This window comes from Salipaludibacillus sp. CUR1 (genome assembly GCF_021028955.1).
Taxonomy (GTDB): Bacteria; Bacillota; Bacilli; order Bacillales; family Salisediminibacteriaceae; genus Salipaludibacillus.
The window spans coordinates 1-24,503 of the sequence record NZ_JAIWPE010000016.1; the positions used below are offsets into that span (position 1 = coordinate 1).

General features: G+C 41.5%; 22 protein-coding genes and 1 other annotated feature. Of the genes, 6 read left to right on the top strand and 16 right to left on the bottom strand.

Annotated features, from left to right (window positions below):
- Positions 1-265 precede the first annotated feature (265 nt).
- The 5 genes from K8O68_RS03050 to tyrS form a co-directional block, all read right to left on the bottom strand.
- On the bottom strand, positions 266-985 hold the full coding sequence (locus K8O68_RS03050; protein WP_230895469.1) for a LutC/YkgG family protein: 720 nt from the start codon (positions 983-985) through the stop codon (positions 266-268).
- Complete coding sequence (locus tag K8O68_RS03055) at positions 985-2,418, bottom strand: LutB/LldF family L-lactate oxidation iron-sulfur protein (RefSeq protein WP_230895470.1); 1,434 nt, start codon at positions 2,416-2,418, stop codon at positions 985-987. Before K8O68_RS03055 ends, K8O68_RS03050 begins: the two co-directional genes overlap by 1 nt.
- A 27-nt stretch (positions 2,419-2,445) precedes the next feature.
- A complete protein-coding gene (locus K8O68_RS03060; protein WP_230895471.1) occupies positions 2,446-3,171 on the bottom strand; it encodes a (Fe-S)-binding protein in 726 nt (241 codons plus the stop codon).
- A gap of 150 nt (positions 3,172-3,321) precedes the next feature.
- Entirely contained in the window at positions 3,322-4,908 is a 1,587-nt protein-coding gene (locus tag K8O68_RS03065) for an L-lactate permease (protein ID WP_230895472.1), read from the bottom strand.
- A gap of 331 nt (positions 4,909-5,239) precedes the next feature.
- A complete protein-coding gene (gene tyrS / locus K8O68_RS03070; RefSeq protein WP_230895473.1) occupies positions 5,240-6,511 on the bottom strand; it encodes a tyrosine--tRNA ligase in 1,272 nt (423 codons plus the stop codon).
- 174 nt (positions 6,512-6,685) lie between these two features.
- Positions 6,686-6,892, bottom strand: a binding site (T-box leader).
- A 136-nt stretch (positions 6,893-7,028) separates the two neighbouring features.
- On the opposite strand from tyrS, the gene K8O68_RS03075 reads away from it, so the two are divergent.
- From K8O68_RS03075 to K8O68_RS03090, 4 genes are all read left to right on the top strand, one after another.
- A complete protein-coding gene (locus tag K8O68_RS03075) occupies positions 7,029-10,262 on the top strand; it encodes a transglycosylase domain-containing protein (protein WP_230895474.1) in 3,234 nt (1,077 codons plus the stop codon).
- 198 nt (positions 10,263-10,460) lie between these two features.
- Positions 10,461-11,096, top strand: a complete 636-nt coding sequence (locus K8O68_RS03080) for a GNAT family N-acetyltransferase (protein WP_230895475.1) — start codon at positions 10,461-10,463, stop codon at positions 11,094-11,096.
- Positions 11,097-11,116: 20 nt separating this feature from the next.
- Complete coding sequence (locus K8O68_RS03085) at positions 11,117-11,761, top strand: CBS and ACT domain-containing protein (protein WP_230895476.1); 645 nt, start codon at positions 11,117-11,119, stop codon at positions 11,759-11,761.
- Positions 11,758-12,933, top strand: a complete 1,176-nt coding sequence (locus tag K8O68_RS03090; RefSeq protein ID WP_230895477.1) for an acetoin utilization protein AcuC — start codon at positions 11,758-11,760, stop codon at positions 12,931-12,933. The genes K8O68_RS03085 and K8O68_RS03090 overlap by 4 nt, the downstream gene beginning before the upstream one ends.
- Positions 12,934-12,990: 57 nt before the next feature.
- Here K8O68_RS03090 and K8O68_RS03095 read toward each other — a convergent pair whose 3' ends face one another.
- Positions 12,991-13,704, bottom strand: coding sequence for a 5'-methylthioadenosine/adenosylhomocysteine nucleosidase (locus K8O68_RS03095; protein WP_230895478.1), 714 nt, complete (start codon positions 13,702-13,704; stop codon positions 12,991-12,993).
- 161 nt (positions 13,705-13,865) lie between these two features.
- Here K8O68_RS03095 and K8O68_RS03100 point away from each other — a divergent pair, with 161 nt between their 5' ends.
- Positions 13,866-14,039, top strand: coding sequence for a hypothetical protein (locus tag K8O68_RS03100; protein WP_230895479.1), 174 nt, complete (start codon positions 13,866-13,868; stop codon positions 14,037-14,039).
- A gap of 149 nt (positions 14,040-14,188) precedes the next feature.
- Here the strand turns inward: K8O68_RS03100 and motS are convergent, their stop codons facing one another.
- From motS to K8O68_RS03140, 8 genes are all read right to left on the bottom strand, one after another.
- Positions 14,189-14,962, bottom strand: coding sequence for a flagellar motor protein MotS (motS, locus tag K8O68_RS03105; RefSeq protein ID WP_230895480.1), 774 nt, complete (start codon positions 14,960-14,962; stop codon positions 14,189-14,191).
- A complete protein-coding gene (gene motP / locus K8O68_RS03110; protein ID WP_230895481.1) occupies positions 14,955-15,767 on the bottom strand; it encodes a flagellar motor protein MotP in 813 nt (270 codons plus the stop codon). Before motP ends, motS begins: the two co-directional genes overlap by 8 nt.
- A gap of 121 nt (positions 15,768-15,888) precedes the next feature.
- The gene (gene ccpA, locus K8O68_RS03115) at positions 15,889-16,902 is read right to left on the bottom strand and encodes a catabolite control protein A (RefSeq protein ID WP_230895482.1); all 1,014 of its coding nucleotides are present in this window, start codon (positions 16,900-16,902) and stop codon (positions 15,889-15,891) included.
- Positions 16,903-17,093: 191 nt separating this feature from the next.
- On the bottom strand, positions 17,094-17,657 hold the full coding sequence (locus K8O68_RS03120) for a hypothetical protein (protein ID WP_230895483.1): 564 nt from the start codon (positions 17,655-17,657) through the stop codon (positions 17,094-17,096).
- 111 nt (positions 17,658-17,768) lie between these two features.
- A complete protein-coding gene (locus K8O68_RS03125; RefSeq protein ID WP_093054956.1) occupies positions 17,769-18,863 on the bottom strand; it encodes a bifunctional 3-deoxy-7-phosphoheptulonate synthase/chorismate mutase in 1,095 nt (364 codons plus the stop codon).
- Positions 18,864-19,258: 395 nt separating this feature from the next.
- Positions 19,259-19,591: a bacillithiol system redox-active protein YtxJ gene (gene ytxJ, locus K8O68_RS03130; protein ID WP_230895484.1), complete on the bottom strand. Its 333-nt coding sequence runs from the start codon at positions 19,589-19,591 to the stop codon at positions 19,259-19,261.
- A complete protein-coding gene (locus K8O68_RS03135; protein ID WP_230895485.1) occupies positions 19,591-20,073 on the bottom strand; it encodes a YtxH domain-containing protein in 483 nt (160 codons plus the stop codon). The genes ytxJ and K8O68_RS03135 overlap by 1 nt, the downstream gene beginning before the upstream one ends.
- Before the next feature lie 29 nt (positions 20,074-20,102).
- Complete coding sequence (locus K8O68_RS03140; RefSeq protein ID WP_230895486.1) at positions 20,103-20,549, bottom strand: DUF948 domain-containing protein; 447 nt, start codon at positions 20,547-20,549, stop codon at positions 20,103-20,105.
- A gap of 203 nt (positions 20,550-20,752) precedes the next feature.
- Here K8O68_RS03140 and K8O68_RS03145 point away from each other — a divergent pair, with 203 nt between their 5' ends.
- A complete protein-coding gene (locus K8O68_RS03145; protein WP_230895487.1) occupies positions 20,753-21,868 on the top strand; it encodes an aminopeptidase in 1,116 nt (371 codons plus the stop codon).
- A gap of 366 nt (positions 21,869-22,234) precedes the next feature.
- Here K8O68_RS03145 and murC read toward each other — a convergent pair whose 3' ends face one another.
- Positions 22,235-23,530 carry a UDP-N-acetylmuramate--L-alanine ligase gene (gene murC / locus K8O68_RS03150; RefSeq protein ID WP_230895569.1) on the bottom strand — a complete coding sequence of 432 codons (1,296 nt, stop codon included), beginning with the start codon at positions 23,528-23,530 and terminating at the stop codon, positions 22,235-22,237.
- Between the two features lie 211 nt (positions 23,531-23,741).
- Entirely contained in the window at positions 23,742-24,410 is a 669-nt protein-coding gene (locus K8O68_RS03155) for a hypothetical protein (protein WP_230895488.1), read from the bottom strand.
- Positions 24,411-24,503: the final 93 nt, after the last annotated feature.

The following is a 24,503-nucleotide window of genomic DNA, read 5'->3' on the forward strand; positions in this document are numbered from 1 at the left end:
CTCATTATTAGAAGTTGGTTTGGCGGCCATCTTCTATTATAACGAGAGGAGTTTTTTCTGTTACCACCCTTAAAGGTTAATTTTCACACAGGCAGAGCCTGTGGTTTAAAAAGACGTAATCAAAGAAAGCCCAAACCTTGGATTTACCAATGGTTTGGGCTTTTTTTAAATGAATTGTTTTCCTGTTCTCCTTCACAGGAGCCAGGCCTGGGACAGGTGCTAATTAGGTTTGTATTGTATATACGACAGTTTTAAACGTGAGACGTTATTTATCGTCGACTACTATATACGTGGCCTGAACCGGTCCGTGCACGCCTACTACGAGACGCAATTCAATGTCTGCGGAATTACTTGGCCCTGAAATGAAATTTATACAGGAAGGCATTCTCCCCTGCTCTTTAGCAGTTTCATGTATTTTTTCCGCCGCCTGTGTCATTCTCGGTACGAGAGTGCTTTTAGGTATAATAGCTACATAGCGCTGAGGAAGAAGACTGACTGAACGGCCTTTCCCTTTGTCACTAAACAGGACAACGGTGGCTGATTCCGTAAGTGTCATATCTGAAAAAGTAATCCCTATGTTCGCTTGCTCGGCCTTATTTATATTTGCCTCGCCTAATTGGTAATTCCAGCAGTGAACGTCAGTCCCCTGTTCTTGTTGCTTTTTAAGCGCACTGTCAAGTCCGAAAGATTCAAAACGCGGATCATCCCAGTGAACGATGGATCCTCCTCCCATATCCTGAATGACCCTGTCAAAATCGTCATTCAGCTTGTCAGCTTCAGTTACAATCACATTTGTGTGGATAGCATCGCACTGGAGAACAAACTGATCAAGCAATTCGTCTTGTGATAAACCGTTAAACACCTCATATTGCGGCTGTTTACTCCAGGTTGGAAGCTGGACTTCTTCAGTGATCCGCTTTCTGTTTAAACGGTCTGCCACCTTATTCAAAAAACGGTCTTTATTGTGGATTGTGCCTTGTTTCATTATTGATCGCCCCCTTTATTCCTGTTTTCAAACCACTTACGGAAGGAGCTACCGCCTGATTCCGGAAGATCGCGAATATTGGTCCACAGTTTTACAGGTCCTACACCTTTTCCTTTTCCATCCTCTTCACTTTTTGCAATTGATTTAATGTAGGAAGGCGCCATATTGGTTCCCATTTTATAAAGATTAGGATTACTGGCAGCTTTAGCGTACCCTTTCATAGCCATCTTTTCAGCAAAACCTATTTTCCCTGTTTTTTCAACGATGTCCTTCCGGTGTTCAACGAGCAGTTCATGGAGCGGGATCTTAACCGGACAGGCTTCCGTACATGCGGCGCACAGTGAAGAAGCATAGGGCAGTTCTTTATGATCCTCATATCCATCAAGAAGCGGCGTAAGGACAGCTCCAATCGGCCCTGGATAAATAGATCCGTAAGAGTGGCCGCCAACATGCCGGTAGACCGGGCATACGTTTATACAGGCTGCACAGCGGATACACTGAAGGGCTGACTGATATTTTGTACCAAGTATTTTTGAACGGCCGTTATCTACAATTACAACGTGAAATTCTTCAGGACCATCCACATCCCCTTCTTCTTTTACAGCTGTCAAGCCTGTAATATAACTCGTTAGTTTTTGTCCCACGGCACTTCTGCAAAGCATGCTGACAAGGATGTCCAGCTCTTTCCACGTTGGGACAATCCGTTCCATTCCCATTACTGTAATTTGTGTTTCAGGAAGAGTAGTTGCCAGCCTGGCATTCCCTTCATTGGTGACAAGAGACACAGAACCCGATTCAGCGACTGCAAAGTTACAGCCGGTTATGCCCACTTCTGCAGAAAGGAAATCCTTTCTTAACTGTTCTCTTGCAAACAGAGCAAGTTCATTAGGATCCGACGAGTTGCTGTACTGCCTTTTTTCATGAAATGTTTCGCGGATTTGTTCTTTGTTCTTATGAAGGGCTGGTACGACGATATGAGAAGGCGGATCGTGGTCATCAAGCTGCAGAATCCACTCGCCAAGGTCTGATTCCACTACGTTGCATCCTGTTCCTTCCAATGCTTCATTCATTCCGATCTCTTCTGTTACCATGGATTTAGATTTAATAATATTTTTTGCATTCTTCTTTTTTACCACGTTGGTTATATAGTCATTCGCTTCCTCAGCCGACTCGGCAAAATAGACATGGCCGCCCTGCTTTGCTACGTTTTCTGCAAACTGCTCTAAATAATAATCAAGGTTGTCCAGGGTATGCTGGCGGATTTCCTCAGAGAGGTCTCTCCAGTCCTCCCAGTTGCCCATTTCCTCCTGGGTTTTAGTCTTCCTTCCCTCCAGACGGGTTTGAGCTTCCACGACTGCTTTTCTCATAAACTCATTATTGATTCCTTTATCCACCCGGTCAAAAAACTTCTCGCTGCCTATTCTGACTCCCATGTTTTCACTCCTATCGTCTTGTCATTCTTATGATCCCTGGCTGTTCAGCACTTCCGCAATATGCATGACTTTTACCGGTTTCCCCTGCCTTTCAATCCGTCCGCCGATATTCATTAAGCATCCAAGATCAGCACCTATTAGGACGTCCGCATTCGTTTCTTCTATATGTTCTACCTTCTCATTAACCATCTGTTCTGAAATCGGAACCATTTTAACGCTGAAGGTTCCGCCAAAGCCACAGCATTGCTGTTTATTAGGCAATTCAGTAAATTTCAGCCCTTTAACATTTGCTAATAATTTCATTGGGGCTTCCCTCACTCCAAGCAGTCGGGTCATATGGCAGGAGGTATGATAAGTAACATTTGCTTCAAGCTCAGCTCCTACATCTTCCACTTTAAGGACTTCAACAATAAATTGAGTGAGTTCATACGATTTATCTGCCAGCTGACTCGCTCTGTCTGCCCATTCAGGATCATCAGCAAACAAGTGGGGATATTCTTTCAGCATTGATACGCAGGAACCTGAGGGGGAAACCACGTATTCCGCATGCTCAAATGTTCTGATCATATGCTGAGCCACTTCTTTTGATTCACGATGAAAGCCGCTGTTAAAAGCAGGCTGGCCACAGCATGTCTGCTTTTTAGGGAAATCCACCTCACATCCAAGTCTTTCAAGCACTTCCACTGTACTCTGTCCGACTGAAGCAGGGTAAACCACATCTGCGAGACACGTTAAAAATAATGACACCTTCATAATAAGTCCTCTCCTTTTACACAAGTCATATGGTCATCTGATGACTGTCTGTACACTTCTATATCCAAACCTTACTTTGGAAATAATAACCTTTTAAAATTGATAGATTAAAGAAGGGAGCGTCACACAGACGCCCTCCTTCCCTTTATTTTACATAAATAATACTAAAATGGAACCCGCAATTCCGAGGAACAAGGCATAAATCAGAGCAGGAAGAAGCGTTTTCCTTATAATATCTCCTTCTTTACCGACCAATCCTACCACGGCTGACGCAGCTACGACGTTATGGACACATATCATATTCCCTGCGGCTGACCCCGCTACTTGCTGAGCGAGTATGACATTTGTGCTTAAACCCGTCTCTATAGCCACATTATACTGGATTGGAGAGAAAGTCAGAGTAGAAACAGTCGCGCTTCCGGTAATAAAAGAGCCTAACAGACCGAGGTACGGCGCTACGAATAACCAGACTCCACCAAGCGCACCAGCCATAGTGACCGCTATATACTCCGGCATAGCTATAAAATCATTTGTATTAATACCGGAGTTGGTGAAAACCTGAACCAGCGCTAGCGTCGGGAAGAGAGCCAAAGCTGCTCCTTTAATCGCGTTAAGAGACTCCTTAGAAGCTTTTGTAAAACTTGAAATCTTCGTACGCTGTGTAAAAACTGAGATAAACGCAGCGAGTACAAGAACGGCTCCCGGAGAATAAAGGAATTCCCAGGCTGAGGTTACTCCATCGATACCAAGAATATCGTTCCAAGTGAAATCAACAGCTGTCTGAGTGAAATTTTGTACAGCCGGAATGATCCGGGTTAATAAAAGAAGGGCCACAACAATAAAATAGGGACTCCAAGCCGAAACAAGACTCATTTCAGATTTTTTCTCTTCTGCTTTAAAGCCTTTAATCAAGGCACCTTGCCATGGTTCCTTTGGAAGCAAAATGTTTTTCTTTGCTGTCAGTGTGGCCACTGCAAGCGCGGTTAACGATGCTAAAATTGCAACAAATTCCGGTCCGAATAATGCTGCGTAAACTGCCGCAGAAACAGTATAAGAGGCTCCTACAAGGAGCGTCCATGGCAGCATAGGTAAAGCATGTTTTAAAGATTTCTCTTTACCGAAAGAAAGAGTCAGTACGATTACGAGTATAAATGGCACTAATGTTCCAATCAGCAAATCCATTAATGTAATATGAATCCCAATACTCTGAAAGAAGCCGATCCCGGCTCCGTCGATATTACTTAATCCAACAATAACGGGCGTACCTACCGCTCCGAAAGAAACTGAGGTACTGTCTGCAATTAATGCCGTTGTTGCCGCTGCAAGAGGTGTAAAACCTAAAGCAACCATCAATGGGCCTGTTACTGCTGCAGGTGTTCCAAACCCTGCAGCCCCCTCTATTAGTCCGCCAAAAAGGAAAGCTACAATAATAACCTGTACTCTCATATCTGGAGAAATATTACGGAACCCTTCGTTAATTCTGTCAACCGCCCCTGTATGCCGTAAAGTGTTTAATAACACAATCGCGCCAAACAGAATAAACAGGATGGTCAAAGCTCTGTGAGCCCCTTGTAAAATTGAGGCTGATAAAACATGCCAGTCCATTCCCCAAACAGCAAATGCAAGTAAAATGACAATAAGTGCACTGTAAAGCATACCTTTTTTGGCAGGCATTCTTAGCAGAACTAAAAAAATGAATGGGGCAATAATTGCACTAAACGCAGTTAAAAGTAACATCTAATTCCTCCTACAGTGTAAATTTGGCCTGAGGGGTAAACTGCAGTCCTCCAAGACCCACAAGTAAGTTCATCCGGTCATCTGATGACCTTATGTAAGTGCTTTCATTATAAGTAACCTTTAATTATTATTCAATATGTTTGTTTAAAATAGTTTTTAAGTTTCCACTTGTATATACAAGTAAGATAGAAAGAAGGTGATAAATCCAATGTTTTTAATTTAACTTATGGAGCCAATGTTAATTGATTCACATATATGATTATCAGCAAAAATTTACAATTAATTACATATAAAAGGATCCCGGGCCTTCCACACCCGGGATCCTCTCTTCTTAATATTTAATTAGATAAAACTTCTTCTTCCCTCTGCGAATAATAGTGAATTGACCGCCGATCTTATCTTCTTCATCCATCGATTTAGTCATTTCCTGGCAGCGGTCTCCATTAATATAAATGGCTCCGTTCTTTATATCCTCTCTCGCCTGCCGCTTTGATGGAGATATTCCCGCTTCTACAAGCAGATCGATCAATCCTTTTTCTTCCTCCTGGACAGAGTAGGACGGAACATCTTTAAAACCTTGTAAAACTTCCTCTCCGCTCAGCTGCTTTAAATCACCGCCGCCGAACAGAGCTTCACTGATGCGTTTAGCCTGATTTAATGCTTCTTCACTGTGCACAAACCGGGTAAGCTCTTCAGCAAGACGCCGGTGAGGCAGCCTTTCATGCGGCCGCTCCCTAAGTTCAGCTTCAAGCTCATCTATCTCTTCTTTAGAGAGAAAAGTAAAGTATTTAAGAAACTTTATGACATCCTGGTCATCTGTATTTAAAAGAAACTGGTAAAATTCATAAGGGGACGTTTTTTCAGCATCGAGCCATATTGCTCCGCCTTCTGTTTTACCAAACTTTGATCCGTCAGCTTTCGTCACCAAAGGAATAGTGAAACCGAATGCTTCTGGCCTGTCGCCTTCTTCTGCACCTGTCATCCGGCGGATAAGCTCAAGGCCTGCTGTAATGTTTCCCCACTGGTCACTTCCCCCTATCTGCACTTTTACTCCTTCTTCTTTATTTAATCTGTAAAAATCATATGACTGGAGAATCTGGTAACTGAATTCAGTAAATGAAATACCCGATGAAATACGCGACTCAACTGATTCTTTTGCCAGCATATAATTTAACCCGAAATATTTTCCTACATCTCTCAGGAAATCAATCACTGTCATCGAACCGATCCAGTCATAATTATTAACAAGTGTAGCTCCGTTTTCTCCGTCAAAATCAAGAAACCTCATCAACTGACTCTTAATTTTGTTACTGTACCCCTCTACGACACTTTGTTCGTTTAACGTTCTTTCAGCTTTTTTTCCGCTCGGGTCACCAATAAGCCCTGTCGCTCCTCCAACCAGCGGAAATGGTTTATGGCCGGCCAGCTGAAACCTGCGTAACGTTAAAATAGTTAATAAGTGTCCGATATGAAGGCTGTCTCCTGTCGGGTCAAACCCGCAATATAACTTCACAGACTCCTTACTAAGGAGCTGTTCTAACCCTTCTTCATCTGTGACCTGATTGACAAGCCCCCGAAATTGTAAATCTTCCAATAATGTCATGTCTTTCACCTCATATCATTAATTTAACCCTCCGCTTTGTTTTTAAAAATCAACTAAACGGCATGGTTTGAATGCTTATCTCAGAACCGGGCTGCTTTTCTCTAATAGACTTCGTTCCACAATGACCTTAAGTCCTCAATTTTTTTAATCCACTAAAAAAACGCCCCTTAAATAATAAGGGACGAATAAATCGCGGTACCACCCTGATTGGAATAATAATTCCCGGCTCAAAAATGAGTTAACGCCTCATACTACGCTTCGTGTTTCCACGAGACAACTCCAAGGAGGTAATTCATTTGACGCCTTTATGCCGGTTCTCAGCTCCACCGGCTCTCTGGGACAGGGAGACGCAAACTACTTTATCCTTTTCACAGTCAATTATATTTTTAATTATGATTAATATTAATATCATACTTGCTGTTTGATTGTCAATGTGAATAAAGTGTTGCATGCTTGAGGCTATATTCCATATTCCGGTTATGCTATAATATGAGTGAATTTTTAGGAGGTATGATGAATGAGCGATCGACGATCCATAACAGAGTTCTTTAATCGTAAAGAACCTCAATATGTCTTTAAAGGAGTACGGGTGACCTCTCAGGTTCTCTGGAACTTATTTTTAATATTTTCTGCTCTTGCCCTTATTTCCTTATTTTTTGTAGGGGGGGCAGCAGCAGGTTACTTTGCCTCATTAGTACAGGATGAACCGGTACCAAGCTACGAAGAAATGCAAAATGAAATTTATGATTATGAGTCTGCTACAGAAATTTATTTCGCAGACGAAATTTATTTAGGTGATATGCCGAGCCCTCTTGAACGGAGAGAGATTCCTCTGGAAGATATCTCACAAAACTTAATTGAAGCTGTGATTGCTACAGAAGATGAATACTTCTTTGAACATGAAGGAATTGTTCCTAAAGCACTCTTCCGTGCCGTTTATCAGGATTTTTCTGGTGCCAGCACCCAGACAGGCGGTAGTACACTGACTCAGCAGCTCATTAAAAACCAGCTGTTGACCAGTGAAGTAACCCATGACCGGAAAGCTGCTGAAATCCTGCTGGCTATGCGTGCGGAGAACTTTTTTGATAAAGATGAGATTTTAGAAGCTTATATGAATGTGGTGCCATTTGGTAGAAACGCTAATGGCCGGCAAGTAGCAGGGGCTCAGGCAGCCGCACAGGGAATTTTCGGTGTTGATGCGTCCGAATTGAATATTGCCCAGTCTGCTTTTATTGCCGGACTCCCTCAAAGTCCTTTTGCTTACACTCCTTTTACTGGCAGCGGGGAGGTTAAAGACAATTTTGATGCAGGCCTGAACAGGATGGATACTGTGCTAAGCAGGATGCATTCAAGAGGCTATATTAATGATGAAGAGCTTGAAGAAGCCCGGAATTATGATATAAGAGAAAACTTAGCGGACAGGCAGCCGACAAGTCTTGATGAATACCCGTTTATTATAGATGAAGTAAGAAGAAGGGCTCAGGAGAAGCTGACTTTCGCACTCATGGAAAAAGATGACGTGGATTTAGATGAGATAGAAGACGACGACCGCCGGAACCTGATGATCAGCCGGTACAAAGAAGAAGCAGAACTCGCTCTTGAGCGTCACGGATATAAAATTCATACGACGATAAATAAAGATATTTACGATGCCCAGCAGGAAGTTATAGAGAACTTTGAATATTTTGCTTCAGACAGGCCGGAAACTTTGATAGATGAAGACGGTGAAGAAGTAGAAGTGATGAGAAAAGAAGAACCGGGGTCTATGCTTTTAGAAAATTCTACAGGTGCTATTCTCAGTTTTGTCGGCGGCCGCGACTTTGAACATCAGAATTTCAACCATGCAACTAGAGCTGAACGGTCTACAGGTTCAACGATGAAGCCGCTTCTCACATATGCGATCGGGTTTGAAACCGGAGAGCTCCAGCCAGGTTTTATTACACCTGATACAACATTTTATTATGATGAAGACGATGAAGACAGCGAATTGACAAATTTTGATAATGACCACAGAGGTTTAATTACCGCCCGAGAAGCTAATGCTGCATCAAGAAACGTGCCTGCCGTAAGAGAATTTAAAAAACTTGATCATGAAGTTGCGCGGGAAGCTTTAATAAATTACGGTTTCGGCAGCTATATGGATGAAAGCGAGCCTTATTTAAGTACCCCGCTTGGAACAATTGATCTCACAGTGGAAGCTAACACATCTGCATTTTCCACTTTTGGGAATGAAGGAAAGAGAAAAGACCCTTTTATGATTGCTAAAATAGAAACGCAAGACGGAGAAGTGCTGTTTGAACACGAGGAAAAAGAAACCGAAGTCATCTCCCCGCAGACAAATTACCTTATGATTGATATTATGAGAGACGTGCTTGTCTCAGGCGGTACGGCTTTCCGAATGCATGATTTGCTTAATTTCGAGGCGGACTGGGCCGGGAAAACAGGAACTTCCAATGAAATTATAGATGCCTGGTTTGTCGGCTTTAACCCGACTGTCACTCAGGGACTGTGGATTGGTTACGACGACCGGGACCCTATTTCAGAGGATGCCCATAATATGGGCTACAGCCATCGGACCCAGCTTCTATGGGCGGAGCTTGCCAACGCGGCTTATGAGGTGGATTCCGACCTGATAGGACCTTCAGAAGATTTTGAATCTCCGGGAGGCATTGTTGAAGAAACAATCTGCGGCATTTCAGGTAAACTGCCATCTGATTTATGCCGTGAAGCAGGTCTCGTCACTACTGACCTGTTCAATGCGGATTTTGTTCCTGACGAGGAAGATGACAGTTTGACAAGAGTGCAGTATGTGAGGGTAAAAGATGGCGCGTATAAAGCGCTGGATTCTACTCCAAGTGAATTTACCAGATCTGGCGTAGCTATTAAAGAAGAATACTTCGACTTTGCAGAAGACGAAGATTTATCACAATATATTCCAGATGGCTGGGATGATCTGGTCCCTGACCGGGAAGCTCCTGATAACGGCAAGACACCGGACACCTTAAGATCGGTCTCATCTTCAGGAGGAAGTGTAACCTGGGAAAGCCATCATGAAGATGATATTATCGGCTACCGCGTATACAGTTCGTCAGGTAATGAAGTTGCCTCGGTAAGATGGGATGAAGATTACAACTATTCAGGATCTGGCACCTATTATGTAACTGCCGTGGATACAGCAGGCAGAGAATCATCGTCAAGCAATGAAGTGACAGTCGGCGGGTCTTCCTCCGACGATGATGGCGAAAGTTCTTCTGATGATGGTAATGACGGCGAGAACGGCTCTGATACTGACGAGCTTTTTGATGACTCTTCTGAAAATGATTCTAATAATGATAACAACAATTCAGCCGGTAACGACGAGAATGCCAATGATTCAGAAGAAAATAATAATGATTCCGGCAGCGGCGATAATGGCAATAATAACGATAGTAACGATAACAACAATGGAAGTAATAATGGAAACAACAACGACAACAGCAACAATAATAACGATAACAACAGTGGAAGTAATAATGGCAATAACAACAGCAATAACAACAGCAATAACAACAGCAACAACAACTCCGGTAACAACAACAATAACGGAGGCAGCGAGAATAACACCGATGATGCTAATGAAAATAATAGCGGGAACAACTCGGATAATAACACTAACGCTGATAATGGAAACAACTATAATAGTGCATCAGAGAATAATGACAATAATGATACTGAAGACTATGAAGGCAACAACGGCAATGAAGAGACCTAAAATAATAACGGAGCAAACAGCAATAACAATGAATAGCTGACTCTTAAGAGAGAGGGAAACCACTGGTCTGGTGGGTTTCTCTCTTTTTTTATGCAGAATTTCCTTTGTTTTCCTCTCGAATAATTAACGATTATGGTATAGTAAAAGAAAGGTCTTGTCAGATTATTAAGACTACATTCTCTTCAAGGTGGGATGCCTGTGAAGCACCGTAAAACATATCATTCTATGGAAATTAAAGCACAAGATGACAGACTGTTTCTTATTGAAGGCCCTGTTAAAAAACATGTAATTGAAGAATGTATTTTTGATGAAGGACTTCTCGCTTTCCGTCCTCCTCCTCAACAAAAAAAAGCCCTTCTTAAAGTAGCAGATCTGGATGAAAGCCGAATTATCGTTGCAAGGGAAGATAACAAGATAGTCGGCTATGCTATTTATCTTTATCCCGACCCTCTCGAAAGATGGTCGGAAGTAGAACTGGATAATCTCCTCGAACTGGGCGCTATAGAAGTCTCTGCTAATTACAGAGGGTATCAAATAGCCAAAAACCTTCTGAAAGTCTCGATGATGGATGATGCAATGGAGGATTATATTATTATTACTACGGAGTATTATTGGCATTGGGATTTGCGGGGGACAGGCCTGTCAATTTGGGAGTACAGAGATGTGATGGAAAAAGTTATGAAAACAGGCGGGCTGGAATGGTATGCGACAGATGACCCGGAAATCTGTTCGCACCCGGCCAACTGCCTGATGGCGCGAATTGGTAAGCGTGTTTCTCCCGACGCTGTACACGAATTTAACCGTGTGAGATTTAAACATAAATATATGTTCTGAGAACAGGAAGGGGTATGTCAGTGAATGTAAGAGATATTATGAAGAAAGATGTTATAGTGGCGCAACGGGATATGCCTGTGTCGGAAGCTCTCGATTTAATGAAAACACATAAAATAAGGCATTTGCCAATCGTTAATAAACAAAATGAAATATTAGGAATTGTGTCAGACAGGGATTTAAGGGACGCTGCTCCCTCAATTTTTGATGAGAAGCATAAAGAGTTTATTAACCTTCCTGTTTCCAAGGTTATGATAGAAGATGTCATAACTGCTCTTCCGCTTGATTTTGTCGAAGAATCAGCCAATACGATGACTGAGAATCAGATCAGCTGCCTCCCAGTTGAAGAAGACGGCGTCCTTGCAGGAATAATTACAGAAACTGATTTGCTCCTTACTCTTGTAAGGTTGACCGGGGCCGCTATGCCAACTTCACGTCTTGAAATTGAGGTGCCAAATGAAAGCGGACAGCTATCTGAGGTGTCCAACATTATAAAGGATCACCAAATTAATATTCAAAGCGTTCTGGTTTACCAGTCTTTTAGTGATAACACTAAAAAAATTCTTGTATTCCGCGTCCAGTGTATGGATATGCGCTCCTTATTGAAATCATTGAAAGAAGCAAATTATAAGATTATCTGGCCTACAGAGTTGGAGATGAAACCATGAGTCAGGAAGCAGCATATATTTTTTCACCCGAGCAACTTCAATATAAATTTCATAATGAGCACCCTTTCAACCAGCATCGTTTATCAATAACAAACGACTTACTGATGAAACTTGGCGCGCTATCCCCTGAAACTATATTGCCTGCCAGAAAAGCGACCATTGACGAGCTATTGCTGATTCATGATGAAGACTATGTTCAAGCAGTTATAGGTGCAGCAGAGGGACAAAGCCGTTCGTCTTACCGGACGACCTTCGGCATAGGAACCGAAGATACCCCGGTCTTTCCTCATATGCATGACGCGGCCGCATGGCTTGTAGGAGGAACGCTGGCAGCAGTGGATTATGTTTTTGACAGCGGTTACAAACATGCTTTAAACCTGGGCGGCGGACTCCACCACGGGTTCAGAGGGAAAGCTTCAGGTTTCTGTATATATAATGACAGTTCCATTGCTATTGAATATATACGTAAAAAATATGATGCCCGCGTACTGTATGTAGATACAGACGCTCATCACGGGGATGGGGTCCAATGGGCTTTCTACAATGACCCGGATGTTTGTACGCTCTCTTTTCATGAAAGCGGACGTTTTCTCTTTCCAGGTACAGGCCATGTCAACGAGAGAGGACATGGAGACGGGTATGGATATTCTTTTAATATTCCGCTTGAAGCATTTACTGAAGACGAGTCATGGCTGGTGGCTTACAAAGCAGCTATGCGGGAGGTGACAGAATACTTTAAGCCGGATATTATCTTAACCCAGAATGGAGCTGATGCCCATTACTATGATCCACTTACCCACCTTTGCGGGACGATCAATATTTTTCATGAGATTCCTAAATTAGCACATGAACTGGCTCACGAATTCTGCGGCGGGAAATGGATAGCAGTCGGTGGAGGCGGCTACGACATCTGGAGAGTTGTCCCAAGAGCATGGTCTTTAATTTGGCTTGAAATGTCAGAACAGAAGGAAACTCTTAAACAATCTATTCCTAAAGTATGGCTGGATAACTGGCAAGAGGAAGCTCCTGTGCAGCTTCCGCCTGAATGGCATGATCCAAAAGGGCTGTATCCGATGATTCCACGCAAAAAAGAAATTGAAAAAAAGAATGAACGAACGTTATTAAAAGCATTAAAACCTATTTACGACCAGCAAAAAAAAGTTAAATCTTAGTCTCGCATTAACTTCTGCCTGCTTTTTTAACAAATCAACAGCAGTAAAAAACGAGGATTATTTTTCCTCGTTTTTTATGCTTTTCATCATTTCGGCAACAATTTTTGCCGAATTATCCGCGGCTATTTTCATGAAGTCCTGAAAATTTCTGCTGGCTTCCCCATTGGCTTTGTCTGAAATAGAGCGGATAACGACATAAGGAATGTTGTTAAAGCAGGCTGCCTGAGCAACTGCGGCACCTTCCATTTCCACACAGTCAGCATTGAACAACTCGCGAAGTTCTCTTATTTTCTCTTTATCGGCTATAAACTGGTCACCGCTTACTACTTTTCCTTTTAATACTTTCTGCTGTCCGGCTGTTTTCTGTGCTGAGTTGAAAGCTGTATCAACAAGAGCCGGATCTGCCTTAAAATCAGAAGGGCCATTAAACATAGGTATAGTCCCTTTCTTAAAGCCTAGAGGAGACGCGTCAATATCATGCTGCTGGCAAGAAACAGAAATGAGTATATCCCCCGCTTCAAGGCTGGGATTCGCAGCTCCCGCTACCCCGGTAAAAATAATTTTTGTAACATGAAATAAATCGATCATTTTTTGAGCAGCCATAGCTGCATTAACTTTACCTACACCGCTTTTTACAAGGACAGTCTCTTCCCCGTTCCAGTTTCCTTTATAGAACGTCTGATGACCCTTTTCAACTTTAACGGATTTTTCAATATACTCCTGAAAGTAATCTATTTCTTCGTCGATGGCTCCTATAATTCCTATCGCCATTACTAACCACTCCTTTTTAAAATGGCTTTATTAAAATTCATTGCGAGTTTTCATAAATTTACGAAATACCATGCTTAAAAACACAGCTTGCATCAAGCTGATGAAAACATACACACACCTCCGGTGAACGAAGGCGAGGACACCCGGAGGAGCGGCGCAGTTTGAAATCCACTTTCCCAAAGCAGTCCATGGGAAAATTAGTTGAAGACAAGCCCTCGGGTAAAGAAAACACAGCGAACTTCCACACGGATGTGGTGACTTCGGCGTTTTCACAGGACGTGAAGGAGTTAGCCGAAGATCCCTGCGACGATGTTGCACTTATGCCTGTGGTATAAGCCTTCGCCGCGAGTGAACCCACTGATTAAGTAAGCTCTTTTTGAATTGACTGCTCCCGCACTTGATCCAGAGTAAGAGAATTAAAAAGTCAGCACTTACCTTTAACTAAGCCAAAATATAAAAAATCCGGTGTTAATCCCCGGATTAATTAATATAAATCACTCTTGTCGTATGCCGGATCCGAAATAACTATAACTACCCGCCGGTTTTTCTGAAGATTATCAGCGGTCGTGTTAGGAACAACCGGCCGTGTGTCCCCATACCCTACTGCAAGAAACCTGCCAGGCTCCAGCTCTTTATCCGATATTAGAAACCTTATCACACTGCTCGCTCTTGCTCCTGATAATTCCCAATTTGAAGGGTATTGGGCAGTGTTAATAGGACGGCTGTCAGTATGGCCTTCAACTTTTACCATATTGGGGATTCCATTCAGCAAAGTTCCTACTTTCCCCAGAAAAGGCTCTGCATCCTTAATGATATCAGCTCTTGCCGTCTTAAACAGGGCTTGCTCCTGTAACACAAGCACGACTCCCCTGTCATCCCTGGAAACCGTTATCTCATCTTGCAAATCATTTGTCTCCAAGTAATCTTCAACCTCTTCAAGCAAAAGATCCAGCTGTTCATTCATTTCCTCTCCGTCTAATTCAGTTGAGAGATCAGAGGATTCACCTTCTTCTTCATAAGGATCAACTTTTACATCCCGGTCTTCAGCAGGATTTTCAAAAGGGATGAGTGAGGGATAAAAATCGAAAACAGCTCTGTCCTGAAAAGAATCAGCGATGGCACGGAATTTATTTGCGTCAACTACCGACATGGAAAATAAAAGGATGAAGAAAACGAGAATAAGTGTCATCATATCGGAGAATGTGACCATCCATTTAGGAGCCCCTTTGTCCTGTTGAGTGTTCCTCCGTCTATCCATTCACAACCTTCTCCTCCAGCACTTCCTCCTCCTCTGTCTTTATATGATTAGGAAGGAAAGCACTTAACTTTTCTTCTAATATCTTAGGGTTCTGCCCGGATTGTACCCCTATGACACCTTCTACTACAATTTGTTTAACAAAAACTTCTTCCTCCGTGCTTAAAGCCAATTTATTTGCCATAGGATTAAATACAAGGTTAGCTAAAAGCGTTCCGTATAAGGTCGTTAATAAAGCTATAGCCATATTAGGACCTAAGGTGGCAGGGTCATTTAAATTTTGCAGCATCAGCACGAGTCCCACCAGCGTTCCGATCATCCCCCAGGCCGGAGCATACTCTCCTGCTTTCTCTAGAATATACCGGCCTTTCCGGTGTCTTTCTTCCATAGCTACCACTTCTGCCATCATAATATCTTTTATAATATCCGGTTCTATGCCGTCTACTGCCAGCAGAACTCCTTTTTTAATAAAAGGATCCTCTACATCTTCCAACCCGGCTTCCAGCGCAAGAAGACCTTCCCGTCTCGCTCTGGAAGAAAGATTTACAAACGTATCAATTAATTCTTGCAAATTAAGTTCTTTAGTTTGAAACGTTTCCTTGATGACTTTAGGGAGGACTCGTAAATCTGATATAGAGAAGTTAATGAGCATCGCCGCAGTCAGGCCTCCTAAAACAATGAACATGGAAGCAACCTGAATAAAATCCGTCAGTTCACCTGACCCTGCTGCATTTGTATAAATAGCTGCCAAAAGAGCCGTTAACCCTATAAATATTCCTATTGGTGTTAATAAGTCGATTTTTTTCATAACCCTCTCCCTAACCCTGCACATTTCTCATACATTTTATTTCTATATAGAGAACGCTCCAATTAAGGAAAGGCCTCCGCCATTAAAAAGGGGCGGAAAGCCCTGAAAAGGATAAAACAGCTCAGTCTTCTTCACCAAAAGATGTGGATTGACGATATTCCACCCTGTGCGGAAGCAGGACTACTTTATCTGTCACCTCTTCTTCGTTCATATATTTTGTTAATAAACGCATAGAGACAGCACCGATATCATACATAGGCTGCACAACTGTCGTTAAAGTCGGCCGTACCATTGTTGCAAGTCTGGTGTTGTCAAATCCGATAATTTCAAAATCATCCGGAACCTTGAACCCTGCATCCTGAGCTCCGTGAATGACCCCAAGGGCCATTTCGTCGGTGGATGCGAAAATAGCTGTCGGTTTTTCATCCAGCTTAAGAAGTGATTCCATAGCTTCCAAGCCTGAGTCATAAGTATAATCTCCAATGATTACAAGATCTTCATTCAAATCGAGACCAGCATCCTGGAGGGCTTTTTTATATCCGGCAAATTTCATATACCCGTTAATAGGATCTTCCAAGGTTCCTGAGAGCATGGCTATTTTTTTATGGCCCTGCCCTGTTAATGCGGCTACCGCATCATAAGCTGCCTGCTTATAGTCAATATTAACTGAAGGGAACTCTTTCTGGTCATCAATAGTTGCCGACAGAACAATAGGCACCGGTGAATTCTTGAAAGTTTCTTCGTGTTCCTTAGTAATTTCTCCACCCATAAACACAATACCATCTACCTGTTTTTCCAGAAGCGTGTTAATTAAATGAATTTCTTTCTCTTTATTCTGGTCAGAATTACATAAGATAATATTGTATTTATACATTGTTGCAATATCTTCTATTCCTCTGGCGAGCTCCGAAAAGAACGTGCTCGAAATATCAGGAATAATTACACCTACTGTAGTTGTACGTTTACTTGCCAGACCTCTTGCCACAGCATTTGGCCTGTATCCGAGCCGTTCAATTGCCTCAAGGACTTTCTTTCTTGTCGTCGGTTTGACATTAGGATTGCCGTTCACCACACGGGAAACTGTTGCCATAGACACTCCTGCTTCTCTTGCTACATCATAAATAGTTATATTCATCTGTTGCTCCTCCTTATATATCATACATGATATGGTTTTCATACTTTCATAATGTACTGCTATAATACGACACTTTCAGGAGGCGCGCAAATTCTTATATTATATCGTCACGTCCCCGCCAAAAGTTAAGAATTCTTCATAAATTTCTTACTGCTTTGCATTTAAACATCCCGCTTTTTTTCCATTAAAAGTTAATATTCGACATATGTTTTCTGAACTATTTTCTTATGTTCCCCAAAACGATTTTTCATAATAGTATATTGCAGCCTATATGGTATTTTTCCTTCCATAACTTCCATTTCCACTACAGAATGGACAGTAGTGTGCTGGATAAGAGAGATTGTATTTTCTGTTGCATCCTCGATTGTTGGATACTTTGCGTCAATGACGGCAGCTAAATATTCTCCATCTTTACTTAAGCTTAAATCAGACAATTTGCGAGCCATCGTATCAGCGAGTTCAATTGATAGAACGGCCTGGAAGTATTCAAACAAATCATTTTTTGATTTGAACTCGTCCGGAAACACTGGAACCCCATCTTCATTCAGCACGGCCTCTTTGACCGGCTTTTGTATATGTGCTTCTGCTTCATAAATAAATGCTACGAGATCTTCCTTTTCTTCAGCGGTATAATGAGGCTTTGAAAACTTTGTAAATTCTATTGGCGTATTAACATTATAATTGCTTAACGTGCATCCATTTAACAAATATAACAAACACACACATAAAATAGCTGAACTTTTTTTAAAACGCATTTGTATCCCACCCTTATTTATAGAGTGTCACAAAAGCGTTTCATCTATTCTTGCTTAATCTCAAAACAGGAAAAAGCTCCTTGATATGAAAGGAGCTTTTCCGTTGCATCTTTATTTTACTTCAGCTGTCTTTTTCTTATAAAGACCTGATTCTTCAAGGCGTGCCATAAATTCGTGGAATTGAGGAATGTCCATTTGCTGAGCTGAATCAGACAATGCTACTGCCGGATCAGGGTGAACCTCTGTCATTACCCCGTCAGCCCCGACTGCCAATGCCGCTTTGGCGGTTGGAAGAAGAAGATCCCGCCGTCCTGTCGAGTGAGTAACGTCTACAAAGACAGGCAAGTGAGTTTCCTGTTTCAGGATTGGTACAGCCGAAATGTCAAGCGTATTTCTGGTTGCTTTTTCGTAAGTTCGAATTCCTCTTTCACAAAGCATAATATTTCCGTTGCCTTTTGAATGTATATATTCAGCAGCATTAATAAACTCAGATATTGTGGCAGAAAGCCCGCGCTTTAATAAGATTGGTTTATCTACACTTCCTGCAGCTTTCAGCAGTTCAAAGTTTTGCATGTTTCTGGCACCAATCTGGATGACATCGAGGTAATCCACCGCTTTTTCAATATCGTGAGGGGTGACAATTTCACTAATAACAGCCAGGTCATGTTTATCTGCTACTTCTTTAAGAATTTTCAGTCCTTCTTCTCCAAGGCCCTGGAAGTCATAAGGAGATGTTCTTGGTTTGAATGCACCGCCTCTTAAAAACTTAATCCCTTCTTTTTTCAAAGCTTTCGCTACTTCGTCTACCTGCTCAAAGCTTTCAACAGAACAAGGGCCTGCTATTAATTTTTGCTCACCATTTCCGACTTTTTCGCCACGAATGGTTACGATGGTATCTTCAGGATGTTTTTTACGGGAAACCAGCAATGCTTTCCTGTGATCGTCTTCCTGTAGCTCCAGACTCGCCTTAAAGATTTCTTTAAAAATATGCTGAAGGGTGGATGTTTCAAAAGGTCCCTCATTATTTGCCTCAATTGAATCAAGCATTTTTCGTTCTCGTACCGGGTCAAACCTGTTAAGACCCTGCGCACTCTTCACTCGACCAATTTCCTGAGCAATTTTTGCCCGTTCATTAATTAACTCTACCAGCTGATCATTTACTTTATCCAACTGGCCTCTCAGCTCTTCTAATTGTTCATTACCCATTAAGAAAACTCCTCTCTTTGCAGCAAAGTCTTATATGACTTTTTTTGATTTAGCCACTATTATATACGATACGTTTAAGAATGTCACCACCTTTTCTTTAATTCTTAAACGCTTTTAAGTGGTAAAGTGGAAGTGGGCACCTTAATATGCCTTCATATCAGTATGCACGACTCTTCAAAAAAACATATAAATTTTTTCAATCCAAAAAATTTTGGCTAAATTTAGTAAACCCATTATGTAATTTATTTGACTTGGCGGTAAGGTGTGAATAAACCAAATTAGAATACAATCAGTATAGTAACCAAAAGCAGGACTTTGACGGGGGTGATCGTGGAAAATATCGAGGGTATTTAAAAACTGTACCGGTGATTAGTAGTACCGGCACAGTCTGTTTCTTAATGAGCTTCTGCAGCCCTTTCAGCGTTTTTCTTTGTTACTTTCCAATGGGAAGCATCCCATACAGCGTCATTTTTCTGTATTAATAAAACTTGAGGGGATTCGTGCTTTATCCCATACTCATCTGCTATTCCGTTTGACACTTCTCTTAATTCCTGAACATTTAAATAATAAACAGGAAGAGCTGAGTCAGAATTTGAGTACTTTTCCATCTCTTCCAACGCTTCCCTGCTAACCGGGCAAGTAATACTGTTTTTTAAAAGAAAAAACCGTTCCGTTTCTCCTTGTACTTGCTGCAGTTCTTCTTTGCTTTCAATTTTCTTGATGCTCACTAAATATCCTCCTTCTCCTCCTCTGGAATGCCCTCGTTTTTTTGTTTTTGTCTTTCTTTTTCTTCCACTTCTTTAACGAGCTGCTCCACTGAACGCTGTAAGTCTTCTACTTCCTGTTTTACTGAAGCTGCTATATCTTCACTGATTCCTTCAAGATCATCTGCTAAATAATCTGCAGACTCAGTTAATTGTTCCACATCTTTTCTGACTGATGAAGAAAGCTGCCTCATTTTGTCTATAAGGTGAGTGGACTGATCAGATACACTTCTGGCAGCAGTTGAGGCCATAGAACTGCCTTTCTCTACAGCCTGATTCGTCCAGTCTGACGTTTTATCCTTAGCTGCTCTGGCCTGATCATTAATGTCCTGCCTTAACTCTTTTCCTGATTTTGGCGCCAGTAAAAATGCCGTGGAAGCACCAACAATTACTCCGATAACTCCACCAATGAATAAATCTTTTGTATCAATCCCTTTTCCGCTCATTTCAATACCTCCCTCGCAAAATCCCTTCGTTAATTATTACTATTTACAGATGCTTTTGATGTTTCGGCTTTTTTAGTCTTCCACTTTGACCAGAAGTCTAGTACGACATTTCCCCATTTTACAGCCTTTGCAACTTGTTCAGACTCCTCGTCAGCTTTTCTGGAAACAGCATCCGAGACTCTCCTTACTGAATGGTTCATGTTCTGGAAGGACTCTCCAAGATCTTTAGCTGCAGCAAAAACAGAGTTTAAAGAATCTGATTTCTGCTGAAGATCGTCAGCCAGACTGTTTGTTTTATGTATTAATTCTGTTGATTCTTTAGTAATGCCATCCACCTGACTCTGCAGCTCTTCTACCGTGGTAGCGACGTTATCCATTGTTTTTTTCAGTGACTGCAACGTCTGGATAATATAAAAGACGAGAAGAGCAAAAGAAACTGCAATTATTGCAACGCTTACATAGATTAACCATTCCATGACAAATACCTCCTGAATTTTTCTTGTAGTTTCATTTTAATCTTATAAGAACAAGATTCAACATCTTTTGTCAAATTCCTGCCGGCAAGTAATGATTTTTTGTCCTTACCTGCTGTTTTCATGACGTCATCTGGCTTCCAAATTAAGATGCGTGTAAAATAGTAGATGGTCATTCCATTATTCCAGAAGGAGGCAGTTATATTATGAGAGATCCGCGTATTTCCATACTTGCTCAAAATTTAATCCGTTATTCAACAAACCTGCAAAAGGGAGAAAAGATTTTGATAGAGAACTTCGGTGTTCAGACAGAATTAGTTAAAGCTCTGGTTGAAGAAGCTTATAAAGCTGAAGCTATTCCTTTCGTTTCCCTTAAAGAACACGAAGTAAACCGATATCTGCTTAAAGACGCAACTGAAGAACAGCAGGAGATGACTGCTGATTTTGAGGCCTATGTAATGAAACAAATGGACGCTTACATCGGCTTAAGGGCAGGGGACAATATTAACGAATTATCAGACGTCCCGGCAGCTAAAATGAGCTTGCACCAGCAGACAGTAGGAACTAAAGTACACCGCGAAATCAGAGTTCCTAAAACTAAGTGGGTAGTCCTCCGATACCCAAGCCATTCTATGGCCCAGCTCGCTCAAATGAGCACCGAAGGGTTTGAGGATTTTTATTTTAACGTGTGTAACCTGGATTACGCAAAAATGGATAAGGCTATGGATGCCTTAGTCAGTAAAATGAATAATACTGATAAAGTGCGCATTACGGGTGAAGGCACTGATTTGCAGTTCTCCATTAAAGATATACCGGCAATTAAGTGTGCCGGAAAGCTGAACATACCTGACGGTGAGGTTTATACAGCTCCTGTAAAAAATTCTGTTAACGGGACAATTACTTATAATACTGCTTCTCCCTACCAGGGCACTACTTTTGAGAACATTTCCTTAACTTTTAAAGATGGAAAAATTATTCACGCCGAGGCCAACCATACGGAGAAAATAAATGAGATCTTTAATACCGATGAAGGCGCAAGATACATCGGTGAATTTGCCATCGGCGTTAACCCTTACATTTTACACCCTATGCAGGATATCTTATTTGACGAGAAAATAGACGGAAGTTTCCACTTCACGCCCGGGCAGGCTTACGAAAATGCTTATAACGGCAACGATTCAGCAATCCACTGGGATATTGTGAATATTCAGCGTCCTGAATATGGCGGTGGAAACATTTATTTCGATGAAGAACTAATCAGGGAAAACGGACGCTTTGTAACTGATGACCTTCAAGGCTTAAACCCTGAAAATCTTAAATAACGCCTGGCACCATCCAGTTCATTATTACTTCCAGCCGCAGCCTCTTCTGCCGGCTGGCTTTTTTAATAACCAGCTCCAGTCCTGGTAAAGCCTCAATGTTTAAACGGATAGAAGAAGCTCGGACAAAACTAAATTAAATCCAGAATAACCGAAGAATGAATTCACAATAGACCATAAGATGAGATGAGGTTCATAAATGCACTCGCTTGCCGCAGGCATCTCTTCAGCTCCTCGGCAAAGATCGCCTGGCGGACTGAAATCACTCCTTTTCTCAAAAAGAAAGCCGAACAAAAATTCGAAAATTTTGTTCGGCTTTCTTTTTGATTACTATTTTTTTGTCCAGCCTCGCGCCATACTCTTAACCTGTTAAAATGTTTTTTCATAAGCAGCCTGAAACTTCTGCACATCTCCTGCTCCCATAAAAATAAGTACAGCTTCTTCATGTTTATGCAGAATATCCATCTTTTCTTCCTGGATGAGAGAGGCTCCCGGAATTCTTTCAAGTAAATCTTCAATAGAAAGCTCTCCGTCTTTTTCTCTGGCTGAAGAAAAAATATCACATAAATAAACATGGTCAGCAGCTCTTAAGCTCTCTGCGAATTCATCCAGAAAAGCTTTTGTCCGGGTAAAGGTATGAGGCTGGAATACGGCCACAACTTCTTTTTCCGGATATTTTTTTTGAGCCGCTTCAATAGTGGCAGATATCTCTGTTGGATGATGGGCATAATCGTCGATCAAAATCTGGCTTCCCTGCGTTTTTTCAGTAAAACGCCGTTTCACCCCTTCAAATGTCTTTAACTGGGCCTGCACTTTATGCAGATCAATTTCTTCATAATCGCATAAAGTGATAACAGCTAAAGCATTCAGGACGTTATGAGACCCATACCCATTAATAGTAAAAGAACCATAAAATGAGCTTCTGATATAAACATCAAAATGTGTACCTTCTTTATCGGCTCGGATATCTTTAGCGTAAAAGTCATTTTCCTCACTCAGGCCGTAATAAAGAACAGGCACCTGGACATTCAGCTGCTGCAGATATTCATCGTCTCCACAGGCAATAATCGCCTTTTTCACCTGTCTGCCCATTTCCTGAAAAGCGCTGAATACATCCTCTACGTCCTTGAAATAATCTGGATGATCAAAGTCCACATTAGTCATAATCGCATAATCCGGGTGGTAATTAAGGAAATGTCTGCGGTATTCACATGCCTCAAACACAAAATACTCACTGTTCTCCTCGCCTTTACCTGTCCCATCCCCAATTAGATAAGACGTCGGTTTAGCCTCTCCAATAACATGAGAAAGCAATCCGGTAGTCGAAGTTTTACCGTGAGACCCTGTAACGGCCACACTCGTAAAATTTTGAATGAAATCGCCTAAAAAATGAGGATAGGAATGAACTTTGACGTTCAGCTCAGACGCAGCCTGTATTTCTGCATTGTCACTATTATAAGCAGGTGATGCAATGACTGTCTGACCTTCCTGGATATTTTCTTTCTCAAAAGGAAAAATTGGAATACCCTTTTTCTCCAAAGGTTTTTGCGTAAAAAATACTTTTTCTACATCGGATCCCTGAACTTTGTATTTCATATCACTCAGAATTTGCGCGAGGGCGCTCATCCCGGAGCCTTTAATACCAATAAAATGATAAACTGTCATCATTAAACCTCCACGATTATATTGAGATCTTACAACCAGCGAATATAACTTGCTTTTTAAAGTTATGATACATTATTTTTTGTATTTTATTCCAAATTGACCACTTTAAAGTTTTACGTTAGACCATTATATCAAAAATGAATAGGCAGAACCATTAAACTCCGTGTCTTCTTTGTCTCTTTTATATTTTACTTCGTTTGACACCGGACGTTCATCTTACTTTTTGATACTTGAGCATATCAATCCCATACTCTTTTAAATACCTGCGGTACTCTTCATGCCCTTCCTTATACTTTTCTTCAAGCCGGGCAGCTGCCTCTTTTTCAAAACGCTGGTCTATAACTATACACGGGCCTATAATTCTCTTCTCAAACCCTATCGTGGCAGTTCTTGCTAAAATCAGGTCTCCCTCTTTTATATCAGGTCTGAATAAATAAGGTTCAGCTTTTATCTGGCTGTTTTTCTCTTTGAAAAATGGGGACAGTAAAATGTGGTTTTCTTCTATCTTATTCACCCGAACGGGTTCGAGGTGCATCACCATTAATATTCCACAAATTTCCAGCATTGTTTTAGACATTTTATCCTGTTTTGTTCGCACAAACAAATCAAGCAGTCTCGAACCCACAACTGTTACGTAATCGAACAGGAGCCAGTGTTCAAAATGCAGATGAAGCCCGGCATCCAATTCGTCTGTGTCATTCAGGTCCAGTTTATGGCGGAAGAGATGTTTCGCGCGGACTTTCTCCCTTAGATTTGCTTCCTTTTGCACATAAGTAAACATCCAGTCATATAAATCTGCAAAGTTCTCATCCATCCGCTTTTGTTTTTGTTTTTTTAATTTTTTAAAATCTATCAGAAACTCTGCTCTTTTTCCTTTCATTATCACTTACTCCTTTTATTAAGTACCATCCAAAAGACATAGGAATCCAATTCAGTGGATTCGCCTCTATTCTCTTTTACACTAACATGTCAC